Genomic DNA, 23,649 nt, shown 5'->3' on the forward strand with positions numbered 1-23,649 from the left:
TAACGCCAGAGGATACTGACCATGAGAGATAATCTTGTTGAGCAGATTATATCTGAAGTAATGAATAAACAGACTGATGTCAGTGCAACGGGTAAAAATACCGCCAGTATTGCCGCATGTGGTTTAACAGAATTTGTTGGCACTGCAATGGGGCACACAATTGGTTTGGTGATTGCCAATGTCGATAATCAATTACATGAAGTGATGAAAATCGACAAGAAATATCGCTCCATCGGTATTCTTGGCGCGCGTACTGGGGCAGGGCCACATATATTTGCGGCTGATGAAGCCATTAAAGCGACCAACAGCGAAATATTATCCATTGAGCTGGCTCGCGATACAGAAGGCGGTGGTGGACACGGTTGCCTGATTATTTTCGGTGCAACCGATGTTTCTGACGTGCGTCGTGCCATTGAAGTGGCGCTGGCAGAAATCGACCGCACCATGGGCGATGTTTACGGTTCTCCCGCAGGCCATCTGGAATTTCAATACACCGCACGCGCCAGCCACGCGTTGAACAAAGCATTTGGTGCACCGGTGGGCAAATCCTTCGGCATGACCTGTGCTTGCCCGGCGGCAATCGGCGTATTGATAGCTGACGCCGCAGCAAAATCAGCCATTATCGAGCCGATTGGTTACGCCAGCCCGGCAAACGGCACCAGCTTTAGCAACGAAGTGATCTTCACCTTTGCCGGTGATTCCGGAGCGGTTCGTCAGGCAGTGATTGCGGCACGAGAAGTCGGGTTGCAACTGCTCGCCACCCTGGACCCCGCACCGATTCAGTCTGCTACCAAACCTTATATCTAAGCCGCGGGCGCAAAATGCTTGTGAAGCGATGTGCAGCAAGGAAATTAACAGCATGAATGATAATGACATTGCTCAGGCGGTTTCGAACGTGCTGAGTAAGTACACCAAAACCACGCCGGATGTCGCTCCACAGGCCAAACCTGCTGCTACGACCGGGCAGGAAAGCGACCCACTGGATGCGATTATCGCTAAAGCGTTGGCACAGCAACCTGCAATTTCTGTGGTTCGCGAGCCAATGACCGCGGGCAGCGGCACTTTCGCCACAATGGATGAAGCCATTGCGGCGGCAGTGGTTGCCCAGGTTCAGTATCGCCACTGCTCGATGCACGACCGCGCCAACTTTATTCAGGGTATCCGCGAGGTTTTCCTGCAAGATGATATCTTGCGTGCCATCTCGCGTATGGCGGTGGAAGAGACGGGGATGGGGAACATAGAAGATAAGTTCACCAAAAACCGCCTTGCAGCGCTTAAAACACCGGGGCTGGAAGACCTCACCACCGGCGCGTTAAGCGGTGATAACGGCCTGACTCTGACCGAATACTCAGCGTATGGCGTGATTGGTTCGATTACGCCCACCACCAACCCAACCGAAACCATCATCAATAACAGCATCGGGATGCTGGCAGCGGGAAATACCGTGGTATTCAGTCCGCATCCCCGTTCACGTAACGTTTCATTGTATGTGGTTGAATTAATTAACCACAAGCTGGCAAGCCTTGGGGCGCCCGCCAATATGGTCGTCACGGTAACGCAACCTTCTATTGATAACACCAACGCGTTAATCAACGACTCGCGTATCAATATGCTGGTGGCGACAGGCGGCCCGGCGATAGTGAAAACTGTGATGTCATCGGGGAAAAAAGCCATTGGTGCTGGTGCAGGTAACCCGCCGGTGGTGGTTGATGAAACGGCAGATCTTGAACAAGCGGCCCGTGACATCGTTAAAGGTTGCAGCTTCGATAACAACCTACCGTGCATTGCGGAAAAAGAAGTGATTGTGGTCAACCAGGTCGCGGATTATCTGATTCATTGCATGAAAAAAAGCGGAGCGTATTTGCTGTGTGACCCGAAACTGATTCAGCAACTGCAAACCCTGGTGTTAAACGAAAAAGGCACGGGCCCGAATACTGCTTTTGTCGGCAAAGATGCACGCTACATTCTGCAACAACTGGGCGTAAACGCACCGATTGAGACAAAAGTCATCTTAATTGAAACTGAGAAACATCATCCATTTGTGGTGCATGAACTGATGATGCCGGTGCTGCCGGTGGTGCGGGTCGACAACGTCGATGAAGCGATTGAATTAGCAGTACAAGTCGAACATGGCAACCGCCACACCGCCATCATGCACTCTACCAATGTCGACAAACTCACCAAAATGGCACGTCAGATCCAGACCACTATTTTTGTCAAAAATGGGCCGTCGTATGCGGGACTGGGTGTTGGCGGAGAAGGGTACACCACCTTTACCATTGCCGGGCCGACCGGTGAAGGTTTGACGTCGGCGCGGGCTTTCGCCAGACATCGCCGTTGTGTGATGGTTGAAGCGCTGAACGTGCGCTGAGGTGCCAGAAGATGAAAAAACGCATCATTAATGCACCCACACCTGAAACCCTGGCGATGCTGAAACGGCGGATGCCCAGTGAGTTCCGCTCACGTCTGGACTCGATTCGCATTGATGCGATTGGCCTGGCGATGTTGCCAATACCCGATCTCTATTTCTTTGCCGATGTCGCCAGTAAAAGTGCGCATGTTGTGGTTTCGGAAATTCATGGCAGTTGCCCACAACACGTAACCACTCTCGCCATATTTGGTGAAGTGTCAGCAGTCAATGAAGCCATGCGATTAATCGCAGACGACGTTAATAACTTTTAATCCTATAAAGCGTACCCTGCGCTGCCGCAAGGTCACATAATTAATTTCGGGAGTAATTTATGTTAGAGAAAGGCTTTTCTAATCCAACTGACCGCGTTGTCAGACTTAAAAATATGATTCTCCAGGCTAAACCTTATGTAGAATCTGAGCGAGCAGTGCTGGCAACCGAAGCATATAAAGAGAGTGAACAATTGCCTGCTATTATGCGCCGGGCAAAAGTGGTTGAGAAAATATTTAATGAATTACCGGTCACGATACGTCAGGACGAATTAATTGTTGGCGCAGTGACTATTAACCCGCGCTCTACAGAGATCTGCCCGGAATTTTCTTACGACTGGGTAGAAAAAGAATTCGACACCATGGAGCATCGTGTTGCCGATCCTTTCATTATTCCGAAAAAAACCGCCCAAGACCTGCATGAAGCTTTTAAATATTGGCCGGGTAAAACCACCAGCTCGCTGGCGGCATCGTATATGTCAGAAAGTACCAAAGAGAGTATGGCGGGCGGCGTGTTCACCGTAGGGAACTACTTCTACGGCGGCGTAGGTCACGTGAGTGTGGATTACGGCAAAGTGCTGAAAATCGGTTTTCGCGGCATCATCAATGAAGTGACGCGTGCGCTGGAAGCGCTCGACCGCAGCGAACCGGGGTACATCAAAAAAGAGCAGTTTTATCGCGCGGTAATCATCAGCTATAACGCCGCGATTAACTTTGCTCATCGTTATGCGCAAGAAGCGACTCACCTTGCTCAACAGGAAAGCAACCCGACGCGTAAACACGAACTTGAGCAAATTGCCCAGAACTGTAAGCGGGTACCTGAATTCGGCGCGACTACCTTCTGGGAAGCGTGCCAGACATTCTGGTTCATCCAGAGCATGTTGCAGATTGAATCCAGCGGCCACTCTATTTCCCCAGGGCGTTTCGACCAGTACATGTACCCGTATCTGGTGGCAGACCAAGCTATCTCCAAAGAGTTTGCTCAGGAACTGGTGGACTGCTGCTGGATCAAACTTAACGACATCAACAAAACGCGTGATGAAGTCTCCGCGCAGGCCTTTGCCGGTTATGCGGTGTTCCAGAATTTATGCGTCGGCGGCCAGACCGAAGATGGGCTGGATGCCACCAACGACCTGAGCTACATGTGTATGGAAGCGACGGCCCACGTTCGCTTGCCGCAACCGTCGTTCTCGATTCGCGTCTGGCAAGGTTCGCCTGATACCTTCCTGTATCGTGCTTGTGAACTGGTGCGTTTGGGGCTGGGTGTACCAGCGATGTACAACGATGAAGTGATCATTCCGGCGCTACAAAACCGTGGCGTATCGCTACGTGATGCGCGTGATTACTGCATTATCGGCTGCGTTGAACCACAAGCCCCACATCGCACCGAAGGCTGGCATGATGCGGCGTTCTTTAACGTGGCAAAAGTCCTCGAAATCACCCTTAACAACGGGCGTGCCGGTAGCAAACAACTCGGCCCTGTGACCGGGGAAATGACCCAGTACACCAACATTGACGATTTCTATACCGCGTTCAGCAAACAGATGGCGCACTTTGTTCATCAACTGGTTGAAGCGTGTAACAGCGTCGATATTGCGCATGGCGAACGTTGCCCGTTGCCGTTCTTGTCGGCATTGGTGGATGACTGTATCGGGCGCGGTAAATCTTTGCAGGAAGGTGGGGCAATCTATAACTTCACCGGCCCGCAGGCATTTGGTATCGCTGATACCGGCGACTCGGTTTATGCCATCCAGAAACAGGTATTTGAAGATCGCAAACTGACGCTCAGTGAACTGAAAGGGGCGCTGGACGCCAACTTTGGCCATCAGGTTGGCAGTGTGGCAGCGAAATCGTCATTGGGTGAACAAGACGTCTACGAGGTGGTAAAACGCATTATTGATAGCCACGGCTCGCTTGATGCGGCGGCGATTAAAAATGAAGTTTACCGCCAGCTTGCCAGCGTATCTGCGGCTCCAGCAGCCAGCGGCAACAACTCTCGTTTTGAAGAAATTCGCCATATTCTGGAAAACACACCGTGCTTTGGTAACGACATTGACGATGTTGATTTCGTGGCGCGTCGCTGTGCGCTGATTTACTGCAAGGAAGTGGAGAAATATACCAATCCACGTGGTGGCCAGTTCCAGGCAGGTATCTATCCAGTTTCGGCTAACGTGCTGTTTGGTAAAGATGTGAGTGCGCTGCCGGACGGACGCCTGGCGAAAGAACCATTGGCCGATGGCGTTTCTCCGCGCCAGGGTAAAGACACCTTTGGCCCTACGGCTGCGGCAAATTCGGTGGCAAAACTCGACCACTTTATTGCTTCTAACGGAACGCTCTACAACCAGAAATTCCTGCCATCCTCTTTGGCGGGGGAAAACGGTTTGCGTCACTTCAGTGGCCTGGTGAGAAACTACTTCGACAAAAAAGGGATGCACGTTCAATTTAACGTTATTGACCGTAACACCCTGGTGGAAGCGCAAAAAAATCCTCAGCAGCATCAGGATTTGGTGGTGCGCGTCGCCGGATACAGTGCGCAGTTTGTGGTGCTGGCGAAGGAAGTTCAGGACGATATTATTAGCCGTACCGAGCAACAGCTTTAATTAATATTTATACCCGTCATCCTTCAAGCTGCAGGGGTGTTGGCTGCACTCACTAACCCCAGTCACTTACTCAAGTAAGCTCCTGGGGATTATGAGCCTAGTCCATGAGGCTCACCCTTCGGGCCAGCGCAAGCGCTGTTCAAATCTGTTCCAGACAGATTTGTAGCTCCCTTGCCGCCTACCTGCAACTCGATTGCTAACGGGTATCGAACCTGTGGGTCACATGACCCTTTTATTAATTGCTGCTTAGGGCGTGAGCAATATGCTAAATAATAAAGTCGATGACCAAATGGAAGGCGTGTTATTTAATATTCAGCGCTATTCTTTGCATGATGGCCCCGGCATTCGCACCATTCCTTTTTTAAAAGGATGCCCATTATCATGTAAGTGGTGCAGTAATCCAGAATCACAACGGCCACAACCGGAATTAATCTTTAAAAAGAATGACTGTATTCGTTGTGGCAAATGTGTGGATATTTGCCCGCAGCGAGCATTATCAGTCACCCATCCTTATTTCATTGACCGTTCAGCTTGTATTCAGTGCGGGAAATGCTGCGAAGTTTGCCCAACTCAGGCTCTGGAAATGAAAGGTAAACGCATGACGGTGGCTGACGTAATGCGTGAATTACAAAAAGAGGAAAATCTCTACCGGCGTTCAGGTGGCGGTATTACGCTATCTGGCGGCGAACCGCTGGCACAACCGGAGTTCGCTCGTGAATTACTGAAAGCGTGCAAGGCAAAGGGTTGGCACACCGCCATTGAAACAACTGGTTTTACTCAACCTGAAGTGATTGATGAAGTATTCCCGTATGTTGACCTCGCACTGGCTGATATCAAGGCGATTAATCCCACAGTGCATCTCAGTAACACCGGTGTGGATAACCGCCGCATTCTTGAAAACCTGATCAGAATGTCGTTTATCACTAAGGTCATTGTGCGTATTCCGGTAATTCAGGGTGTTAACGACAATGTTGAAGAAATCCGCAGTATCGGTGAGTTCGCCCGCTTAATGTCGAATGTCGACACCATTCATTTATTGCCTTATCACTCTTACGGCGAAAATAAATATCAGCTTTTAGGCCGTATTTATCCGCTGGGTGATGTTCAAAAAATAAGTGAAGAAAAAATGACACTATTAAAGAATGAAATAGAGTCATTAGGGTTTCAATGTCATATCGGCGGTTAGTCGATATATGAATAATCAATCACAAACAGGGTAACCTATGAACGATTCACTCAGAGCCCAATGCACCGCGGAATTTCTCGGCACCGGATTGTTTATGTTTTTTGGTATCAGTTGCCTGGCGGCAGTAAAAGTCGCTGGCGCGAGTTTTGGTTTGTGGGAAATATGTATTGTCTGGGGGTTGGCCATCTCGCTGGCGGTCTATTTAACTGCTGGGATCTCCGGTGCGCATCTTAACCCGGCGATTACCATTGCATTATGGTTATTCGCCTGCTTCCCGGCGCGCAAAGTACTCCCATACAGCATTGCCCAAATTGCCGGTGCTTTTGGCGGCGCAATGCTGGCTTATCTGATGTATCACAACCTTTTCACGGACTATGAGACCGCGCACAACATGGTGCGGGGTAGCGTAGATAGCCTGCAATTAGCCAGCATTTTCAGTACCTTCCCGTCGCCAGCTATTAGCGTCTGGCAAGCTGCGTTTGTAGAAATCGTCATCACTTCTATGCTGATGGGTTTGATTATGGCGCTGACAGATGATGGAAACGGCGTACCGCGCGGCCCATTAGGCCCATTGTTAATTGGTATTCTGGTGGCAGTTATTGGAGCGGCGACCGCACCATTGACCGGGTTTGCGATGAATCCTGCTCGTGATTTTGGTCCTAAATTATTTACGTTCTTCGCCGGTTGGGGAGAGGTATCAATGACCGGTGGCCGTGATATTCCTTATTTCATTGTGCCGATATTTGCGCCCATTATTGGTGCCTGTCTTGGAGCGGCAATCTATCGCTTCGGTATCGCGAGGAATTTGCCGTGTAATACGTGCAAGGTGGAGGATAGCCAATTGTAGTTTACGAGATGCAGCGTCGGATGGCGCTGCGCTTATCCGACCTACGCGGTTTCATAAGACTTTGTTTTCATAGGGTGGATAAGCGCGAGCGCGCCATCCACCATTACCAGTCGACTCACGGCTTAGCGCTTTTTATGTTTCCCTGAACCCGGCTTTTTCTTGCTTTCGTCTTCTAACATCACTATCGGTATTTCAAGACTGACCACCGGCGGTGCTTGTTGCGTTATTACCGGCGCAAGCCCCACGGTATCGGCGGAGTGAATAAAGTTATCAATACCCTCGGCGGTGCGCGCGATAACCCGATGAGCGTAAACCGTGCTCACTTTGTTCGCCGCCGCTACACCTGCGGCAACCGCCGCATTAATCGAGCCTACATCGCCTTCAAATTTGACGGTGACCATGCCGCCACCTTTAGTCAGTTCATAACCTACCAACTGGACATTGGCGGATTTCATCGCGGCATCAGCGGCTTCGATTGCCGCCGCCAGCCCAATGGTTTCAATCAAACCTAAACTTTGTCCGGACATAACTTTCTCCTGTGAAAAACTTTGGGGTTAGCGCGCATCAGCGCGCAGAGCCGCTGCTTTATCCGTTTTTTCCCATGGGAAAATATCCCGACCAAAATGGCCGTAGCAGGCGGTTTGACGATAACGTGGCACCAGCAAATCCAGCGATTTTATGATGCCGTAAACGCTGAGATCAAAATGACGAGCGACCCGCTCCTGAAGGGTACTGGCGGCAAGTTTCCCGCTGCCAAAGGTATTGATACGAATCGACACGGGGCGAGGCAGACCGATAGCCCACGCCAGCTGGACTTCACAACGTGCCGCAAGACCTGCCGCGACAATATTCTTCGCCACATAACGCGCCGCATAGGCAGCTGAACGGTCAACTTTTGAGGGATCTTTTCCTGAAAAAGCGCCACCGCCGTGGCAAGCGGCTCCGCCGTAGGTATCGACAATAATTTTTCTCCCCGTCAGGCCGCAATCACCCACCGGGCCACCAATCACAAAGCGCCCGGCGGGGTTAATCAGAAAACGGGTTTGCGGGGTAAGCCACTGAGCAGGAATCACCGGTTTTACAATCTCTTCAATAACCGCTTCGCGCAGTTGCTCCAGTGAAATATCCGGGTGGTGCTGCGTGGAAACCACAATCGTATCCGCAGCCTGGATCTGGCCGTTATGATAACGCAGCGTTACCTGGCTTTTAGCGTCCGGTAGCAGGAAGGGCAGTCGTCTGGACTTGCGCAACATCGCTTGTCGCGCCATTAAACGATGAGCGTAAACCAGCGTTGCGGGCATCGCTTCGGGGGTTTCGTTACAGGCAAAACCAAAGGTGATCCCTTGATCGCCTGCGCCGAGTAATTCGCGAGTGGAGCCCGCAATACCGCTGGCAATATCAGAAGATTGTTTACCGAGAATATTCAGCACGCCGCAGGTATTACCGTCAAAACCGAGATCGGAATGGTCATAACCAATGGCTTTAATCGTGTTGCGCACGATGGTTTCAACATCCACCACCGCAGAGGATGCGATTTCCCCGGCCACGATGGCGATACCGGTTTTCACCATGCACTCGCAGGCGACTTTTGACCACGGATCCTGGAGCAGATACGCGTCCAGAATGGCATCGGCAATCTGGTCGGCCATTTTGTCCGGGTGCCCTTCGGCCACGGATTCGGAGGTAAATAGATAATCGTCCAAAGGGGATCCACTCTGAAAAACAGGATTTCTCCATCTTAGAGGGCAAGGCTGGCTACAGAGGTAAACTATCTTGTTGGCATGGTGGACTTTTTTGCTTTACCCACAACGCCTTGCGCAATATTGCCAAGGCGAGTGGGGGGCGATTAATGCAGTTCGGGAGAGACAATTTTGCGGTAGTCAGATGGAGCCATACTGGTCTCTTTTTTAAAGATGCGGCAGAAATAATTCGCATCCTGGTAAGATAATTCAAGGGCAATGGTATTGACCTTAAGGTTACTGAATTGCAACAGAGATTTCGCAATGCTTATTTTTCGACTGGCAATATAATTTGAAAAACCGGTGCCAATATTTTTCTTAAATGCACGGCTTAAATAGCAGGTGCTCACGAAAGACTTCGCGGCGATATCGTCAAGCGTGAGATTGTTTAACACATTCTTTTCGATGTGGAATTTTGCCCGCTCGGTGAAGTCCATATTGCCGTTGAAATGCTTCAGAGCATGGTCAAACACTTCTTCACTGATGGTCAGCAGGCCGATCATTATCCGGTAATAGGCCGTGCTGGTTAAACCGTGCTGGGTTATATCCTGAATGAGTGCGGCGATTTTTTTCCCGGTAGGCACCATTTTGTCGCCCTGCGTCGTAATATATTGATGCAGTATTTCCAGCACATCCGTCACGGTTTTACGTTGATCGGCCGTCAGCGATTTGCTGGTGCAGGCATCATCGAGTTTTTTAAAGATAAAACTGTGCCATTGGGCGTAATCGCAACTTTCGATCAGGCAAATAATGGTCTGTTTTAGCTCTTTGAGCGCGGCAATATCGGCTTCATTAACATCCAGCGTCTTTTTAATGGTTTCGGTCAGAATGCTTTGTTTCACCGGTTTAAGCAGGTAGTCGTCAACTTTCAGGTTCAACATGCTGCGGACCAGATCAAAATCGTCATTGGCTGTCGTGACGATCACTTTGGTGTCATTGTTTTTGCTTTTTAAATACTCAATAACCTGATTGCCGTTAGGCAACGGGATATTAATATCGACAAACATCATATCGATCTGTTCCAGCGTATCAATGAGATGAATGGCTCTTTTCCCAGTGGCGGCTTCATGGATCACCGCATTATCCACGCAACGTGAAATAATGCGCCGTAATGACTCAGTTTCAATCGGCTCATCTTCCACAATAACAATGTTGTACATGTTAACTCTCCGTCGTTATCAGGCTTGCAGCATAGGGAAACGCAGTTTGATAGTGGTGCCCATTGCGGGTTGATGAGCACTGATAATTTCCAGCCCATAACTTTCACCAAATAACAAGCGCAGGCGGTCTTGAATGTTATTAATACCGATACTGCCTTTCAGGCGATTTTGATCGCCTGATAAAATATTGGCAATGTTCTCTTGTGAAATGCCATCGCCATTATCGGTGACTTCAAGAATAACATCACGTCCATCGTCGACTGCACGTATCAGGAGGAAACTGCTGGTATCCCGTGGCTCTACTACATAATTGAAAAAGTTTTCGACCAGCGGTTGTAGTATTAAGAACGGGCAGACAATATCAAGATATTTATCGGGGGCGTCACACTGGTAATCAAAACGGTCGCTCATTCTGACTTTTTGGATCGACATATAACTCTTAACATAGTTTATTTCATGATTCATGGTAATTAACCCATGGTTACTTTTGCGTAATAAATAACGCATCATGTCAGAGAAGTCATGAACCATTGTTTCGGTACGCGTGGCATCTTCCAGGTAAGCCAGTCGTCCGATAGTATTTAAAACATTAAACAAAAAATGGGGGTTAATTTGATAAGACAAGGCTTTAAATTCAGCCTCATGTAATGAACGTTCAATCTCAACACGTTTTCTGAGTTCATCAGTAAGTTCCAGATCTTTTTTATGCAACTCACGTTGAATATTATTAGCATGAGCTTGTTCGACTAAATAAGAAGAAACATGCAGCAGTGTGGAGGCGGTGGACTCAAAACGTTCATAAGGCATTCTTTGGGTGTTGTCATGTAAATTAATTAACCACGGGTTTTTCTGCCAGACCTCATTATTATCCAGAATATATGGAATGGTTTGCTCCATTTCCTCTTCAACTTTTACCTGGCCAGAAATAAAGGCTCCCAGATAATGGTCATTAATCATGATTGGCACGGCAAACTCGACAAACCCGCAGTAACAGCGATACACCACAGGTTTAAGGGTTTCCATTGCTGCCCGGCCACCGGCGTTGTCGCTTTCATGGCAATGTTGGGCAAGTGCTGAGTTAAGGCGGGAACGCGCACAAAAATTGGAAAACCCACTCGGAGTCGTCACCGGAATGCCATCGTTATCAACCACCACGAGGGCAATCATCATCGACTTGCTAAAATTATCCTGTAACGTCTGAAGCCGTTTGACATCAAGAAATTCGTGTAATTTATATTTATTATTCATTCCAATTTCCGACCAATTTAATTATTGACAGACATTGAAAATATATCCTAAAGGCTCCAGTAAAAAATTGAATCGGGTCACATGCAGCGTCAGAAGGGAAGACGGGTTCACGCTAACACCAGAACCCGGAATAGATCTATTTTGCGGCCAGCAGGCAAAGTTTTAATGCCACGTTATACGAAGCTTCAAATGCCCGTAGTGGTAAAAACTCAAACTTAGAGTGGAAGTTATGTGCACCAGTAAAGAAATTAGGTGTTAATAACCCTTTGGCGGAAAGTGCCGCGCCGTCAGTGCCGCCGCGCATCGGAATAACTTTCGGCTTGATATTCAACTCTTTCATAGCATCAAAAATAAGATCAATGGCCCGGCGATCTTCTTTAATGGCGTTGCTGATATTACTGTAAGTATCACTGATGGAAACGTCGACTTTAGCTGTTGGGTGCTGTGCAGCAATTATCGCGGCGACATCACGAATCTGTTGTTTACGTGCTTCAAACGATTGGCCATCAAAATCACGAATATTCGCCTTCAATATCGCGTCATTTTGGGTGGTGTTCAAGCCGTTAAACCAGATATAACCTTCGCGTCCTTCGGTATTCTCTGGCGTTTGATTACGGTCGAAATGGCTAATAAAATCGTGCGCCATTAATAATGGGTTCACTAATACGCCTTTGGCTGACATCGGGTGGGCGGTTACGCCAGTAAAACGAATCTCAGCATGGGCGGCGTTAAAGTTTTCATACACCACTTCGCCTAATTCACAGCAGTCGATAGTCCAGGCAAAATCGACATCAAAGCGCGCAAGATCCAGCGCTTTTGCGCCGCATAAACCAATTTCTTCATCGGGTACAAAGGCGACAACAATATCGCCATGCGACATGTCAGGTGTCAGGTTTTCCAGCAGCGTCATCACCACCGTAACGGCAGCTTTATTGTCGGCGCCCAGCACGCTGGTGCCATCGCTAAAAATAATTTCTTCACCTGGATAGGCGAGGATTTCCGGGTGTTCAGATGTGCGCAGCCAGACATCTTGTTGTGGGTTAAGGCACAAATCTTCACCGTTAAAACGCAACACCTGCGGGTGAATATCCGGTGACAGACCGACATCGACGGTATCAATGTGGGTGATAAACCCCACGCGTGGCGCTCCTTCAACGTTGCCTTTTTTGACTGCCGTGACGGTGGCATGTTCGTCAATCACTACATCATCAAGACCGAACTCACGCAGTTCGCGGGCGAGTAACTGCGCCATTTCATGCTGGCCGGGTGAGCTTGGCAAAGTGGTTGCACCGGCCTGGCTTTGGCTGGTGATCGCGAGGTAGCGGAAGAAGCGTTGCGTTAATTGGTTTGCGAGCGGCGATGACATTGTTAATCCTTCTTTTGGAATCTGCTGGATATATTCAATTGTTTGCAATCTACTTTTAATGTTATTTATTAAGCTGCTTTGCACAAGCGTTAATTCTTTCTGGGTCAGGAAAATATAAAATTATAAGGGCAGGCATGAAAACTTCCATCACAACACTCTCAACAACAACCACAAAACTTGCATTGATAATAGCCGCGTTGACAGTCAGTTCCACTGTTGCGGCCAAAACATTAGTGTATTGTTCCGAAGGCTCACCGGAAAACTTTAACCCGCAGTTATATACTTCCGGGACCAGCGTTGATGCCAGCGCGGTACCGGTTTATAACCGTCTGGTGGATTTTAAAGTAGGTACCACTGAATTGCAGCCAAGCCTTGCTGAAAGCTGGGATGTCAGCGAAGACGGCAGGGTCTATACCTTCCATTTGCGCAAAGGGGTGAAATTCCAGAGCAACAAATACTTTAAACCAAGCCGTGATTTTAACGCTGACGATGTCATTTTTTCGTTTATGCGTCAGAAGGACCCAAAACATCCTTACCATAATGTTTCCAATGGAAACTATTCTAATTTCGAAAGTTTAGAATTCGGAAAATTAATCACCGCTATTGATAAAGTCGATGATAATACCGTGCGCTTTACCCTGACTCATCCTGAAGCGCCATTTATTGCCGATCTCGGCTGGTATTTTGCCTCTATTCTTTCCGCTGAATACGCCGACAACATGTTAAAAGCGGGCACGCCAGAACGCGTGGATATGGACCCAATCGGCACAGGAGCATTCCGTCTTGCACAATATCAAAAGGATTCGCGCATTCTGTTTACCGCATTTCCTGAATACTGGCAGGGTAAAGCCAATATCGACAAACTGGTGTTCTCGATAACTCCGGATGCCTCGGTGCGTGTGGCAAAACTTGAGAAGAACGAATGCCAGGTGATGCCATTCCCTAATCCAGCGGATTTGCCACGCCTGAAAGAAAACGCCGATATTAACCTGATGCAAAAAGCGGGACTGAATACCGGTTTCCTGTCCTTTAACACTCAAAAAGCGCCAACGGATAATGTGAAAGTTCGCCAGGCATTAGCCATGGCCATCAATAAACCGGCGATTATTGACGCGGTATTCCGTGGCACCGGAACAGCGGCAAAAAACCTGCTACCACCGGGCGTGTGGAGTGCTGACGACACGCTCAAAGATTACGAATATGACCCGGAAAAAGCCAAAGCTTTACTGAAAGAAGCAGGTTTCACCAACGGTATGACCATCGATCTGTGGGCGATGCCGGTGCAGCGTCCGTATAACCCGAATGCTAAACGCATGGCCGAGATGATTCAGGCCGACTGGGCGAAAATTGGCGTGACGGCGAAAGTGGTGACTTACGAGTGGGGCGAGTATTTAAAACGCGTGAAAGACGGTGAGCATCAGGCGGCGCTGATGGGCTGGACCACGGCAACCGGCGACCCGGATAACTTCTTCGGCCCGCTGTTTACCTGTCGTGCAGCCGATGGCGGTTCTAACTCGGCGAAATGGTGTTATCAGCCGTTTGATAAGCTGATTCTTGAAGCTCGGGCTTCAGGCGACCACGAAAAACGCGTCGAGTTGTATAAAGAAGCGCAGCAGATGATGCATGACCAAATGCCTGCGGTGATGATTGCGCACTCGACGATTTTCGAGCCGGTTCGCAAAGAAGTGACGGGCTATGAAGTTGATCCGTTTGGTAAACACATTTTCTACCAGGTGGATGTGAAGTAATTGGTTGTCGGATGACGCAAGCTTACCTGACCTACGAAAAGCGAACAGTTGTTGTAGGGGGGATAAGCGTTAGCGTCATCCACCATTTACGTCAATGCAGGCAACAAATGATGAAAAGCAAAACGGGTGCCAAATGCACCCGTTTTTTTGGCTTATTTCGCGTCTGGCAACGCGTAAGCAATAATGTAATCACCACGGTCTGGAGACTGACGTGCTCCGCCTGCGTTAATCACAATATATTGCTTGCCGGTCTTCGGTGACACATAGGTCATCGGGCCAGACTGGCTGCCTACTGGTAGGCGAGATTTCCAGATTTCCTTGCCGTTTGCGGTATCAAACGCACGCAGATAGAAATCTTGCGTACCCGCAAAGAACAGCAGGCCAGACTGGGTTGAAAGCGATGCGCCCAGCGTTGGCATCCCGATTGGGATCGGCAGGTGCATACGAATGCCCAGCGGGCCGGTGTCCTGCACGGTACCCACCGGAACCTGCCAGACCACTTTCCCGGATTTCAGATCGATGGCTGACATCGTCCCAAATGGCGGTTTCTGGCATGGAATACCCAGCGGCGAGAGGAAACGCTCGCGCATTGCGCCGAACGGCGTGCCGTCCATTGGTACAATACCCATCTCGATACCGCTGGCGTTTTTCGCCACATTGGCACGCGGCACCATATAGTTTGCCAGTCCCAAACGCATATCGTTGACGAACATCAGGCTGTTGTTCGGGTCAACAGAAACGCTTCCCCAGTTCATGCCACCCAGTGAACCTGGGAATTGCAGCGAACGATCCAGACCCGGCGGGGTGTAAACACCTTCGTGGCGCATCTCTTTAAATTCGATACGGCAAATCAACAGGTCGATTGGCGTAGCACCCCACATGTCCGACTCGTTCAGGGTTTGGTTGCCAATCATTGGCATCCCGACAGAGTACGGCTGGGTTTTTGAGTAGCGTTCACCTTCAACATTACCTTGTGGAACGGGACGTTCTTCCACTTTCGCCACCGGTTCACCTGTGGCGCGGTTAAGCATGAAAATCATGCCCTGTTTGGAGGTCTGCACAATCACCGGCGTGGTACTACCTTTGCCGTTTGGCAAGTCATACAACAGCGGTTGCGATGGCAGGTCGAAATCCCACAAATCGTGGTGAGTGGTTTGATAATGCCAGCGCACCTGGCCCGTTGCGACGTCGACCGCCACAATAGAGGAGCTGTATTTGTCGTCTTGCGCAGTACGTGTGCCGCCGAAGAAATCCGGTGTTGCGTTACCGGTTGGCAGGTAAACCAGGCCGAGTTTTTCATCAAAAGACATGGCAGACCAGACGTTTGGCGTACCGCGTGTATAGGTCTGGCCTTCAGGCGGGACACCGGTAATCGCCGGATTCCCCGGGTCCCATGCCCATGCCAGTTTACCGCTGTGCACGTCATAAGCGCGCACCACACCAGGAGGTTCGCCAGTGGAGAAGTTATCTGCCACTCGGCCACCGACGATCACCACATTCCCTGCTACCAACGGTGTAGAGGTTTGCTGGTAATAGCCCGCTTTGACTTCACCCATGCCGGTTTTCAGGTCAACGGTGCCGTGGTCACCAAAGTCTTCGCACAGTTTGCCGTTGTCGGCATTAATCGCAATCAGGCGTGCATCGGTGGTTGGCAAGAACAGGCGACGAGGGCAGGCCGCAGGTTGCGCAGGTTCTGCAACAGGGGTTAAGGCTTGTTGAGTGGTTTCCTCGAAATAGCCTAATCCACGGCAGCGTTGCCAGTTTGGCGCGGTTGCTTTGCTATCAAAGCGCCATTTTTCTTTACCGGAATCGACATCCAGCGCCAGCACTTTGCTGTACGGCGTGCAGACAAACAGCGTGTCGCCAACCTGCAATGGCGTGTTCTGATCTTCCGCGCCGGAACCGTTACTTTGTGGGATGTCGCCAGTGTGGGCAATCCACGCCACTTTCAGGTCGTTGACGTTGCCTTTGTTAATTTGATCAAGGGCAGCAAAACGGTCGCCGTGAGTGGTATTACCCCAATGCTTCCAGTCTTTTTGCGCATCCGCCGCAGTAACCGGTTTGACCGGCACGTCTTCATTGGCGGCAACTTGTACCTGTGGCACAAACATCCAGCCAGCACTCACCAGCATACACACGGCTAGTAGGGCGGCGATGCCATAAGCAGGCGCTTTTTTTACCGGAGCACGACTGTGTGCAGCACGTAAAATCGGCCACGCGATGGCGGCGAGGAATGCCAGCACCGCGAAGGTAAACAGGCGCGAGAATAACGGCCAAAAATCCATTCCCGCATCGCTAATTGCCCAAAAGATAGAGCAGATGAATGCCAGACCATAAAGCAGCAGGCCAGCAGTTTTCTTTTTCAAAATCAAAACAGCGGAGATAAGCATCACGATGCCCATCAGCAGGAAATAAAAAGTCCCGCCGAGTGCGACGAGATAAGCGCCGCCGATACCAATAGCGAGGCCAATCAAAGCCATCAGCCCGCCGAGAACCCACAGCAGCCCTAATGCCAGGCCGCGCGGGGGAGTGTAACTTGCCATAATGTTCTCCTGTCGAAGTGTGTTCCATTCACTTCTTTATGATAAAAACCACATAACGAACCAAATGGTTAATTGTGCGGATATCATAATCTCACGTTATGATATTGCAAAGTTGTTAATGAGAAATCGCGCATTTATTGCGAATAGGTAATGAAGTGCGTTGAGGTATCGGGTAACAGGGCGCTACCCGACAAGTGCTGAGAGGAAGGGAGAGTTAGGCGATACGCTGGCTTTCAACGGAAACGGTACGGCTGATTTTTACCGGTACAGATTTTGAAGTTGGCGTCCCAGTGCCGTCACCGACGCTGGTCAGTGGAACCAATGGGTTCGTTTCCGGGTAATACGCCGCCAGATTGCCACGCGGAATATTGTACGGCACGATTTTGAAGCCGCTGACTTTGCGCGTTATTCCATCGTTCCAGATAGTCTCAATATCCACTAAATCGCCGTCATGCAATTCCAGTTCGGCAAGATCTTCAGGATTAATAAATAAAACTTCGCGTTGGCCGTAAACGCCACGGTAGCGGTCGTCCAGCCCATAAATGGTGGTGTTGTACTGGTCATGCGAGCGCAAAGTCTGTAGCACAAACGGTGCGGTTAATTCGCCGAACAGGGACTCTGGCAGCGCGGCGGCACTAAATTCCGCTTTGCGCGATGGCGTATTGAAACGCAACTGTGCCGCCGCATTGCCAAGATAGAAACCACCAGGGTTTTCGCACTGCTGGTTGAAGTCTTTAAAACCGGGAAGGGTGGCGGCGATGTGGTCGCGAATCAGATTGTAATCGTCTGACATGGCCAGCCAGTCGAGTTTTTCACATCCCAGAACGGCTGCGGCAATTCCGGCGACAATCGCCGTTTCTGAACGCTGAGTGTTGGCAATCGGTTTACCGATCCCTTCGGAGGCATGCACCATGCTGAACGAGTCTTCGACGGTGATAAACTGCCGTCCGCTGGCCTGCATATCTTCTTCGGTGCGCCCAAGCGTTGGCAGGATTAATGCCGCTTTACCTGGCACCAAATGGCTGCGGTTGAGTTTGGTGCTGATATGCACCGTCAGGCCGCAGCGCTGTAACGCTTCTTCAGTGCGCGGGCTGTCTGGTGCCGCAGCCGCGAGATTCCCGCCCAGCGCAATCAGCACTTTAACTTCATCGCGCAGCATAGCGGCAAGCGCTTCTACGGTATTGTGGCCGCGAGCGCGTGGCGGTTCAAAATCAAAATGCGCCGCCAGGCTGTCGAGTAACGCCGCCGAGGGTTTTTCATCGATGCCCATCGTGCGGTTACCTTGCACATTACTGTGGCCGCGCACCGGGCAAAGTCCGGCACCAGGTTTACCTAAGTGACCACCCAACAATTGCAGGTTAACGATTTCACGAACGGTATTCAGTGAATGTTTGTGCTGCGTAATACCCATCGCCCAGGTGCAAATCACACGCTCAGCCTGCTGCCAGACGGCAGCGGCATCGCGAATTTGTTGTTCGCTCAAACCGGACTGTTGGGTAATGTGCGCCCAGCTGGTGTTGTCGATTTCGGCAAACCAGCCATCCACACCGTGAGTGTGTTCAGCAATAAATGCCTGATCAAAAATCCCCGCTTCGCCTTGTGCCAGTTGCCCACGATGCACTTCCAGCAACGCTTTCGCCATACCGCGAATCGCCGCCATATCACCGCCCAAATTTGGCTGGTAATAATACGTGCTGATATTACCTGCCAGCGGCGTTACCACTTCTAACGGTTTTTGCGGATCGGCAAAACGCTCAAGTCCGCGTTCGCGCAGGGTATTAAAGGTGACGATTTGCGCGCCGTTCTCTGCAGCGTGGCGCAAACTGTGCAGCATGCGTGGGTGGTTGGTGCCAGGGTTTTGGCCAAACACGAAAATCGCATTGGCTTTATCAAAATCATTAAGATGAATGGTGCCTTTGCCGACGCCGATACTGCGCTTCAGGCCGCTGCCGCTGGCCTCGTGGCACATATTGGAGCAATCCGGAAAATTGTTGGTTCCGACCATGCGGCCAAAAAGTTGATACAGATAAGAGGCTTCATTGCTGGCGCGCCCCGAGGTATACAGCTCCATCTGGTCAGGATTATCCAGCGCCTTGATATGCTGAGCGATCAACGCCAGCGCGTCGTCCCAACTGATGGCTTCGTAATGGTCGGTCTGCGGGTTGTAGCGTAGCGGTTCAGTCAGTCGACCTTGATATTCAAGGAAATAATCGCTTTGTTGATACAGTTTGCTGACGCTATGTTGGGCGAAAAACTCATGGTCGATAAAACGACGAGTCGCTTCCCATGTCACGGCTTTTGCGCCGTTTTCGCAGAAGCTAAAGGTACTTTTATTGTCATCACCCCATGCGCATCCCGGGCAATCAAAGCCTTTGGCTTTGTTCATGCGCATTAAATTACGCAGATTTTTTAAGGCATGTTTGCTGTCGATAACAAAGCGAGTGGTGGCTTCAAGCGAGCCCCAACCACCGGCTGCCGCATGATAGGGTTTTATTGCAGATTTAAATTTCATAATGCTTATTCGTGTCCTGAGGGCGACCGCACGCGGTGACGCCATTTACTGTTACATTGAGTTTACTCCTGTTTAACTTTTATGTAAGGCACACTTATTGCGGGAAAATACTGTGATTTGGTTAGCTTTTCGTCATTAAAGTGTTAACCACAGCACAAAACAACAACGCGATATTCAACCTTTTGTCTCTGCTGGCCGATGAACTTCCTGGAACAACAACCATTAACCAGAAGAGACACCCAGGAAATGGCAAAAACAAAAATCTCCCCGCAAGGGGCCGTTCGTTTCTGGCATCACATTCGTCTGGTGCCGTTATTTACTTCCATATTGGTTGGCATCTTAGTTCTGTTCGCGTTGTGCGTTGGGTTGGCGAGTTACTTTTTAGTGCAGAGTGACAAAGCACTGCAAGACGTGACTAACGAAATTCAGGTGCGCATCGGTCTGTCTGATAGCTCCACTGATTTACGCAGTGCACGTTTAAATTTCATTCACGCGGGAGCGGCAGGGCGCGTGGCTGACATGGACGATATGAAGTCTAATATTGCTGAGGCCGACAGGTTGATTAAACAGGCGCAGGCGAGTTTTGATATTTATATGGCGCGTGCTGACAAAGTTGAGGAAGGTGCTGCGCTGGATAGCCAACTGCGCGACCGCTTCAACGAGTACCTGAGCAAAGGCATGGCACCGATGATGAAATACGCCAAAAACGGCATGTTTGAAGCCATTATCAACCATGAAAATGACCAAGCCCGTCAGCTTGATGCCGACTACAACAAGGTCCTGATGCAAGCGGCGCAAATCCGTACCGAACGCGCGATGGCGCTTAAAGAACAAGCTCAGGCCCGTTCTCATTTTAGTGTGATGCTGATGGCAGGAGCATTTGCGCTGGCTATCTTCATGACCGTTTTCACTTTCGTGGTGCTGCGTCGTGTGGTTGTCCAACCGCTGCAACAGGCGGCAACGCGCATCGAACATATCGCTCAGGGGGATTTAACCCTGGCGTCGGCCGCCTATGGTCGCAGTGAAATCGGCAAGCTCAATCAGAACTTACAGGAAATGCAGGCCTCACTGGTGAAAACTGTCGGTGAGGTGCGTTCTGGAGCGGAGGCGATTTATCAAGGTACCAGTGAGATTTCTGCCGGAAACACTGATTTATCGGCCCGTACTGAACAGCAAGTGGCGGCGCTGGAAGAGACAGCGGCTAGCATGGAGCAGTTAACGGCGACCGTGAAACAGAACGCGGATAACGCCCATCACGCCACCAAACTGGCTGAAGAAGCGTCGCACAAAGCCAGCGATGGCGGGCGCATTGTCTCGGGTGTGGTCAGCACCATGAACAACATCTCTACCAGTTCGAAGAAAATTTCCGAGATAACGGCGGTGATTAACAGCATTGCATTCCAGACCAATATTCTGGCGCTCAATGCGGCGGTAGAGGCGGCGCGTGCCGGTGAACAAGGGCGCGGTTTTGCGGTGGTCGCAACCGAAGTACGCACGCTGGCCCAACGCAGTGCACAAGCAGCCAAAGAAATTGAAGGGTTGATCAGTGAATCAGTGTCGTTGATTGATAGCGGTTCAAATCAGGTCGCACATGCCGGAGAAACCATGACCGGAATTGTCAGCGCAGTGCGTCGTGTCACCGATATCATGCAGGAGATCGCCGCGGCGTCTGACGAACAAAGCCGTGGCATCCAGCAAGTGGGTCTGGCGATCAACGAAATGGATAACGTCACGCAACAAAATGCTTCGTTGGTTGAAGAAGCATCGGCAGCGGCGGTGTCGCTGGAAGAACAAGCGGCGCGGTTAACCGCGGCGGTGGGGATTTTCCGTTTAAGCCATCAGCCAAATGGGGTGACAGCGAAGGCAGAAAAACCAAAAAAAGCCGCGCCAATATCGCGCACCAGCGTGGTGACTGATGACGATAATTGGGCGACCTTTTAGTTTGTGAACCCGTGGATGACGCTAACTACCCATGCCGCTTGTAGGTCGGATAAGCTTCGCGTCATCCTGCACTTACTCCATATCCAGCCGCACGCTAAGTGCGGCTATCTCGTGGCGCCATTGCTGTTGCAACGCGGGTTTCTGGTGGCCGGGCTTGCGCGCTAAATCCTGTGCAAGCTTCTCCTCCAGTTCCACTAAACGCTCCAGCCAGCCGTCGGCCTCTGTATGGCTAATCACTGGCTGAACAGATTTGGATGGTGACAACGTCACGTCAAGGCTTTCACTGGTCAGTTGCGCATACAACCCCTCCAAAGAGTGCCACTCGCTCAGCTCGCCATTATCAATCAGCCAGAAGCGGTTACAGCTCTTAGCGATTAACGTGCGGTCATGCGTCACCAGTAACACGCCGCCTTCGTAACTTTGCAGTGTTTCTGCCAGCGCCTCTTTGCCTTCCATATCCAGGTGGTTGGTCGGTTCATCAAGCAACAGCAGCGAATAACGTGCCAGAGTCAGCCCGACAAATAACAGCCTGGAACGCTCGCCACCGCTTAACGTGCTGACCGTTTGCCCGTGGCGCAACCACGCAAAACCGGCACTGATCAACGCCATTTTGCGATCGCGCTCGGTTAACGGCGCAAACGGTTCGAGTGCTTCAAGCAACGTGTCGTCATCACGCAACTGGTGCAGCGTCTGGTCGTAATAGCCCATTTCAACGCGCGGGTGCAGACGAATCGCCTCGTCATTCAGCGGTTGCTGATATTGCTGCCACAGCAGGCGCAATAGCGACGATTTGCCACAACCATTACGGCCAATTATTGCCACCCGATCACCACTTTTCAGGCGCTGCATTTGCAGGGTGAACAGTGGCGGGCAATCGGCTGCCGGGCTGACGGACAGGTTTTCCATCTCCAGCAAACGGTCAGCGGGTAACGCTTCACCTTTGAGTATCAGTTGCCACAAATTCGCGGCACTCAGTTCGGTCTGGCTGTCTTTTAACTTGTCGACGCGCTTTTCCATTTGCTTAGCTTTGCGGGCGAGGTCTTCGTTATCGTAAACCTTTCCCCAAATAGCGAGGCGTTTGGCACTGGCGGCAATGCGGTCGATCTCCTTTTGCTCAGCCTGGTGACGGTGGGCATCGGTTTTATCGCGCTCATCCAGCGCCTGGCGCGCCGCCGAACAGGGCAACTGGAAGAAACTGAGCGTGTGGTCACGCAAGATCCACGTGCCGTTGGTGACGCTATCCAACAGATGTTGATCGTGGGAAACCAGCACAAAGCTGCCGTTCCAGCTGCGCAAGAACTGCTCCAGCCACAGCAAGGTCGGCAAATCAAGGTGGTTACTCGGTTCATCGAGCAGCAGCAGGTCGGGTTCGGTGATCAACGCCCGCGCCAGCAATAAACGCGTATGTTGCCCACCACTCAGTGTTCCGGCGGTGAGTTGCCACGCCGTTTCATCAAAGCCCATGCTGGCGAGAAGCGCTTGTACCCGCCAGCCATCGGTATGGCGTTGTGCATTACTTAAACGCGCCATTACTGCATCAAGCAACGTAAGAGGGTGCAATTCCGCCGGTAAATGTTGTTCGACTCGCGCCAGCAGGCAGTGATGCGCACGCGTCACGCAGCCAGAATTGGGCAAAATCGTGCCATCGAGTAATTTCAGAAGGGTACTTTTACCGCAGCCGTTATGGCCGATTAAGCCCAGGCGGTCGCCTTTTTTCAGCGTAAAAGTGATGTCAGCCAGCAGCGGGCCGAAAGCGGTATCAAGGCTAAGAGATTGTGCGGTTAATAATGTGCTCATTGTTGCTTACTCAAGAGTCAGGCGATAAAACGCCTCGTCAGAATGACGATAACCCGGTAAGCCCGAGGGAAGATTTAGTGTTGGGTTGCTTCGCTCAAGCCGGATTATCGCAGTGCGATATCGATAACGCTTGAGCTATGACGATCGCCAAAAGTCTGCGAAATAAACAACATTTCACAAAACAGCATGGGATCCTCCTTATATTCAGTTAGTTGATGAGTGGTGAAATCCTGGCAGAAATAATCAATAAATGCCAGCGGGCCAGGCGCTGGCATACACTATT

At 50.6% G+C, this 23,649-nt stretch carries 16 protein-coding genes; 8 read left to right on the plus strand and 8 right to left on the minus strand.

Annotated elements, in window-relative coordinates; all coding sequences use genetic code 11:
- The first annotated feature begins 21 nt into the window (after positions 1-21).
- From pduB to D8682_RS02450, 6 genes are all read left to right on the plus strand, one after another.
- Entirely contained in the window at positions 22-807 is a 786-nt protein-coding gene (gene pduB / locus D8682_RS02425) for a propanediol utilization microcompartment protein PduB (protein ID WP_121813420.1), read from the plus strand.
- A 52-nt stretch (positions 808-859) separates the two neighbouring features.
- Complete coding sequence (locus D8682_RS02430) at positions 860-2,371, plus strand: aldehyde dehydrogenase family protein (RefSeq protein ID WP_121813421.1); 1,512 nt, start codon at positions 860-862, stop codon at positions 2,369-2,371.
- A gap of 11 nt (positions 2,372-2,382) precedes the next feature.
- A complete protein-coding gene (locus D8682_RS02435) occupies positions 2,383-2,682 on the plus strand; it encodes a BMC domain-containing protein (RefSeq protein WP_121813422.1) in 300 nt (99 codons plus the stop codon).
- A gap of 59 nt (positions 2,683-2,741) precedes the next feature.
- On the plus strand, positions 2,742-5,279 hold the full coding sequence (gene grpM, locus D8682_RS02440; RefSeq protein WP_121813423.1) for a glycyl radical diol dehydratase GrpM: 2,538 nt from the start codon (positions 2,742-2,744) through the stop codon (positions 5,277-5,279).
- 262 nt (positions 5,280-5,541) lie between these two features.
- The gene (locus D8682_RS02445; RefSeq protein WP_121813424.1) at positions 5,542-6,465 is read left to right on the plus strand and encodes a glycyl-radical enzyme activating protein; all 924 of its coding nucleotides are present in this window, start codon (positions 5,542-5,544) and stop codon (positions 6,463-6,465) included.
- Positions 6,466-6,502: 37 nt separating this feature from the next.
- Positions 6,503-7,312, plus strand: a complete 810-nt coding sequence (locus D8682_RS02450; protein WP_121813425.1) for an MIP/aquaporin family protein — start codon at positions 6,503-6,505, stop codon at positions 7,310-7,312.
- Positions 7,313-7,434: 122 nt separating this feature from the next.
- Here the strand turns inward: D8682_RS02450 and D8682_RS27380 are convergent, their stop codons facing one another.
- From D8682_RS27380 to pepT, 5 genes are all read right to left on the minus strand, one after another.
- Positions 7,435-7,839, minus strand: a complete 405-nt coding sequence (locus tag D8682_RS27380; RefSeq protein ID WP_121813426.1) for a BMC domain-containing protein — start codon at positions 7,837-7,839, stop codon at positions 7,435-7,437.
- 27 nt (positions 7,840-7,866) lie between these two features.
- Entirely contained in the window at positions 7,867-9,015 is a 1,149-nt protein-coding gene (gene metK, locus D8682_RS02460; protein ID WP_121813427.1) for a methionine adenosyltransferase, read from the minus strand.
- Positions 9,016-9,158: 143 nt separating this feature from the next.
- Positions 9,159-10,211: a response regulator gene (locus D8682_RS02465; protein ID WP_121813428.1), complete on the minus strand. Its 1,053-nt coding sequence runs from the start codon at positions 10,209-10,211 to the stop codon at positions 9,159-9,161.
- 18 nt (positions 10,212-10,229) lie between these two features.
- The gene (locus tag D8682_RS02470) at positions 10,230-11,459 is read right to left on the minus strand and encodes a PocR ligand-binding domain-containing protein (RefSeq protein WP_121813429.1); all 1,230 of its coding nucleotides are present in this window, start codon (positions 11,457-11,459) and stop codon (positions 10,230-10,232) included.
- A 136-nt stretch (positions 11,460-11,595) separates the two neighbouring features.
- Positions 11,596-12,825, minus strand: a complete 1,230-nt coding sequence (gene pepT / locus D8682_RS02475) for a peptidase T (protein WP_121813430.1) — start codon at positions 12,823-12,825, stop codon at positions 11,596-11,598.
- A 134-nt stretch (positions 12,826-12,959) separates the two neighbouring features.
- Here pepT and D8682_RS02480 point away from each other — a divergent pair, with 134 nt between their 5' ends.
- On the plus strand, positions 12,960-14,573 hold the full coding sequence (locus D8682_RS02480) for an ABC transporter substrate-binding protein (RefSeq protein ID WP_121813431.1): 1,614 nt from the start codon (positions 12,960-12,962) through the stop codon (positions 14,571-14,573).
- Positions 14,574-14,725: 152 nt separating this feature from the next.
- Here the strand turns inward: D8682_RS02480 and D8682_RS02485 are convergent, their stop codons facing one another.
- Together D8682_RS02485 and D8682_RS02490 are read right to left on the minus strand one after the other, a co-directional pair.
- Entirely contained in the window at positions 14,726-17,116 is a 2,391-nt protein-coding gene (locus D8682_RS02485) for a glucose/quinate/shikimate family membrane-bound PQQ-dependent dehydrogenase (RefSeq protein ID WP_121813432.1), read from the minus strand.
- 214 nt (positions 17,117-17,330) lie between these two features.
- Entirely contained in the window at positions 17,331-19,628 is a 2,298-nt protein-coding gene (locus D8682_RS02490; protein WP_121813433.1) for an FdhF/YdeP family oxidoreductase, read from the minus strand.
- A 246-nt stretch (positions 19,629-19,874) separates the two neighbouring features.
- Here D8682_RS02490 and D8682_RS02495 point away from each other — a divergent pair, with 246 nt between their 5' ends.
- The gene (locus tag D8682_RS02495) at positions 19,875-21,569 is read left to right on the plus strand and encodes a methyl-accepting chemotaxis protein (protein WP_121813434.1); all 1,695 of its coding nucleotides are present in this window, start codon (positions 19,875-19,877) and stop codon (positions 21,567-21,569) included.
- Positions 21,570-21,641: 72 nt separating this feature from the next.
- Here D8682_RS02495 and D8682_RS02500 read toward each other — a convergent pair whose 3' ends face one another.
- A complete protein-coding gene (locus tag D8682_RS02500; protein ID WP_121813435.1) occupies positions 21,642-23,366 on the minus strand; it encodes an ABC-F family ATP-binding cassette domain-containing protein in 1,725 nt (574 codons plus the stop codon).
- Positions 23,367-23,649: the final 283 nt, after the last annotated feature.

The organism is Buttiauxella sp. 3AFRM03 (assembly GCF_003675305.1).
GTDB lineage: Bacteria > Pseudomonadota > Gammaproteobacteria > Enterobacterales > Enterobacteriaceae > Buttiauxella > Buttiauxella ferragutiae.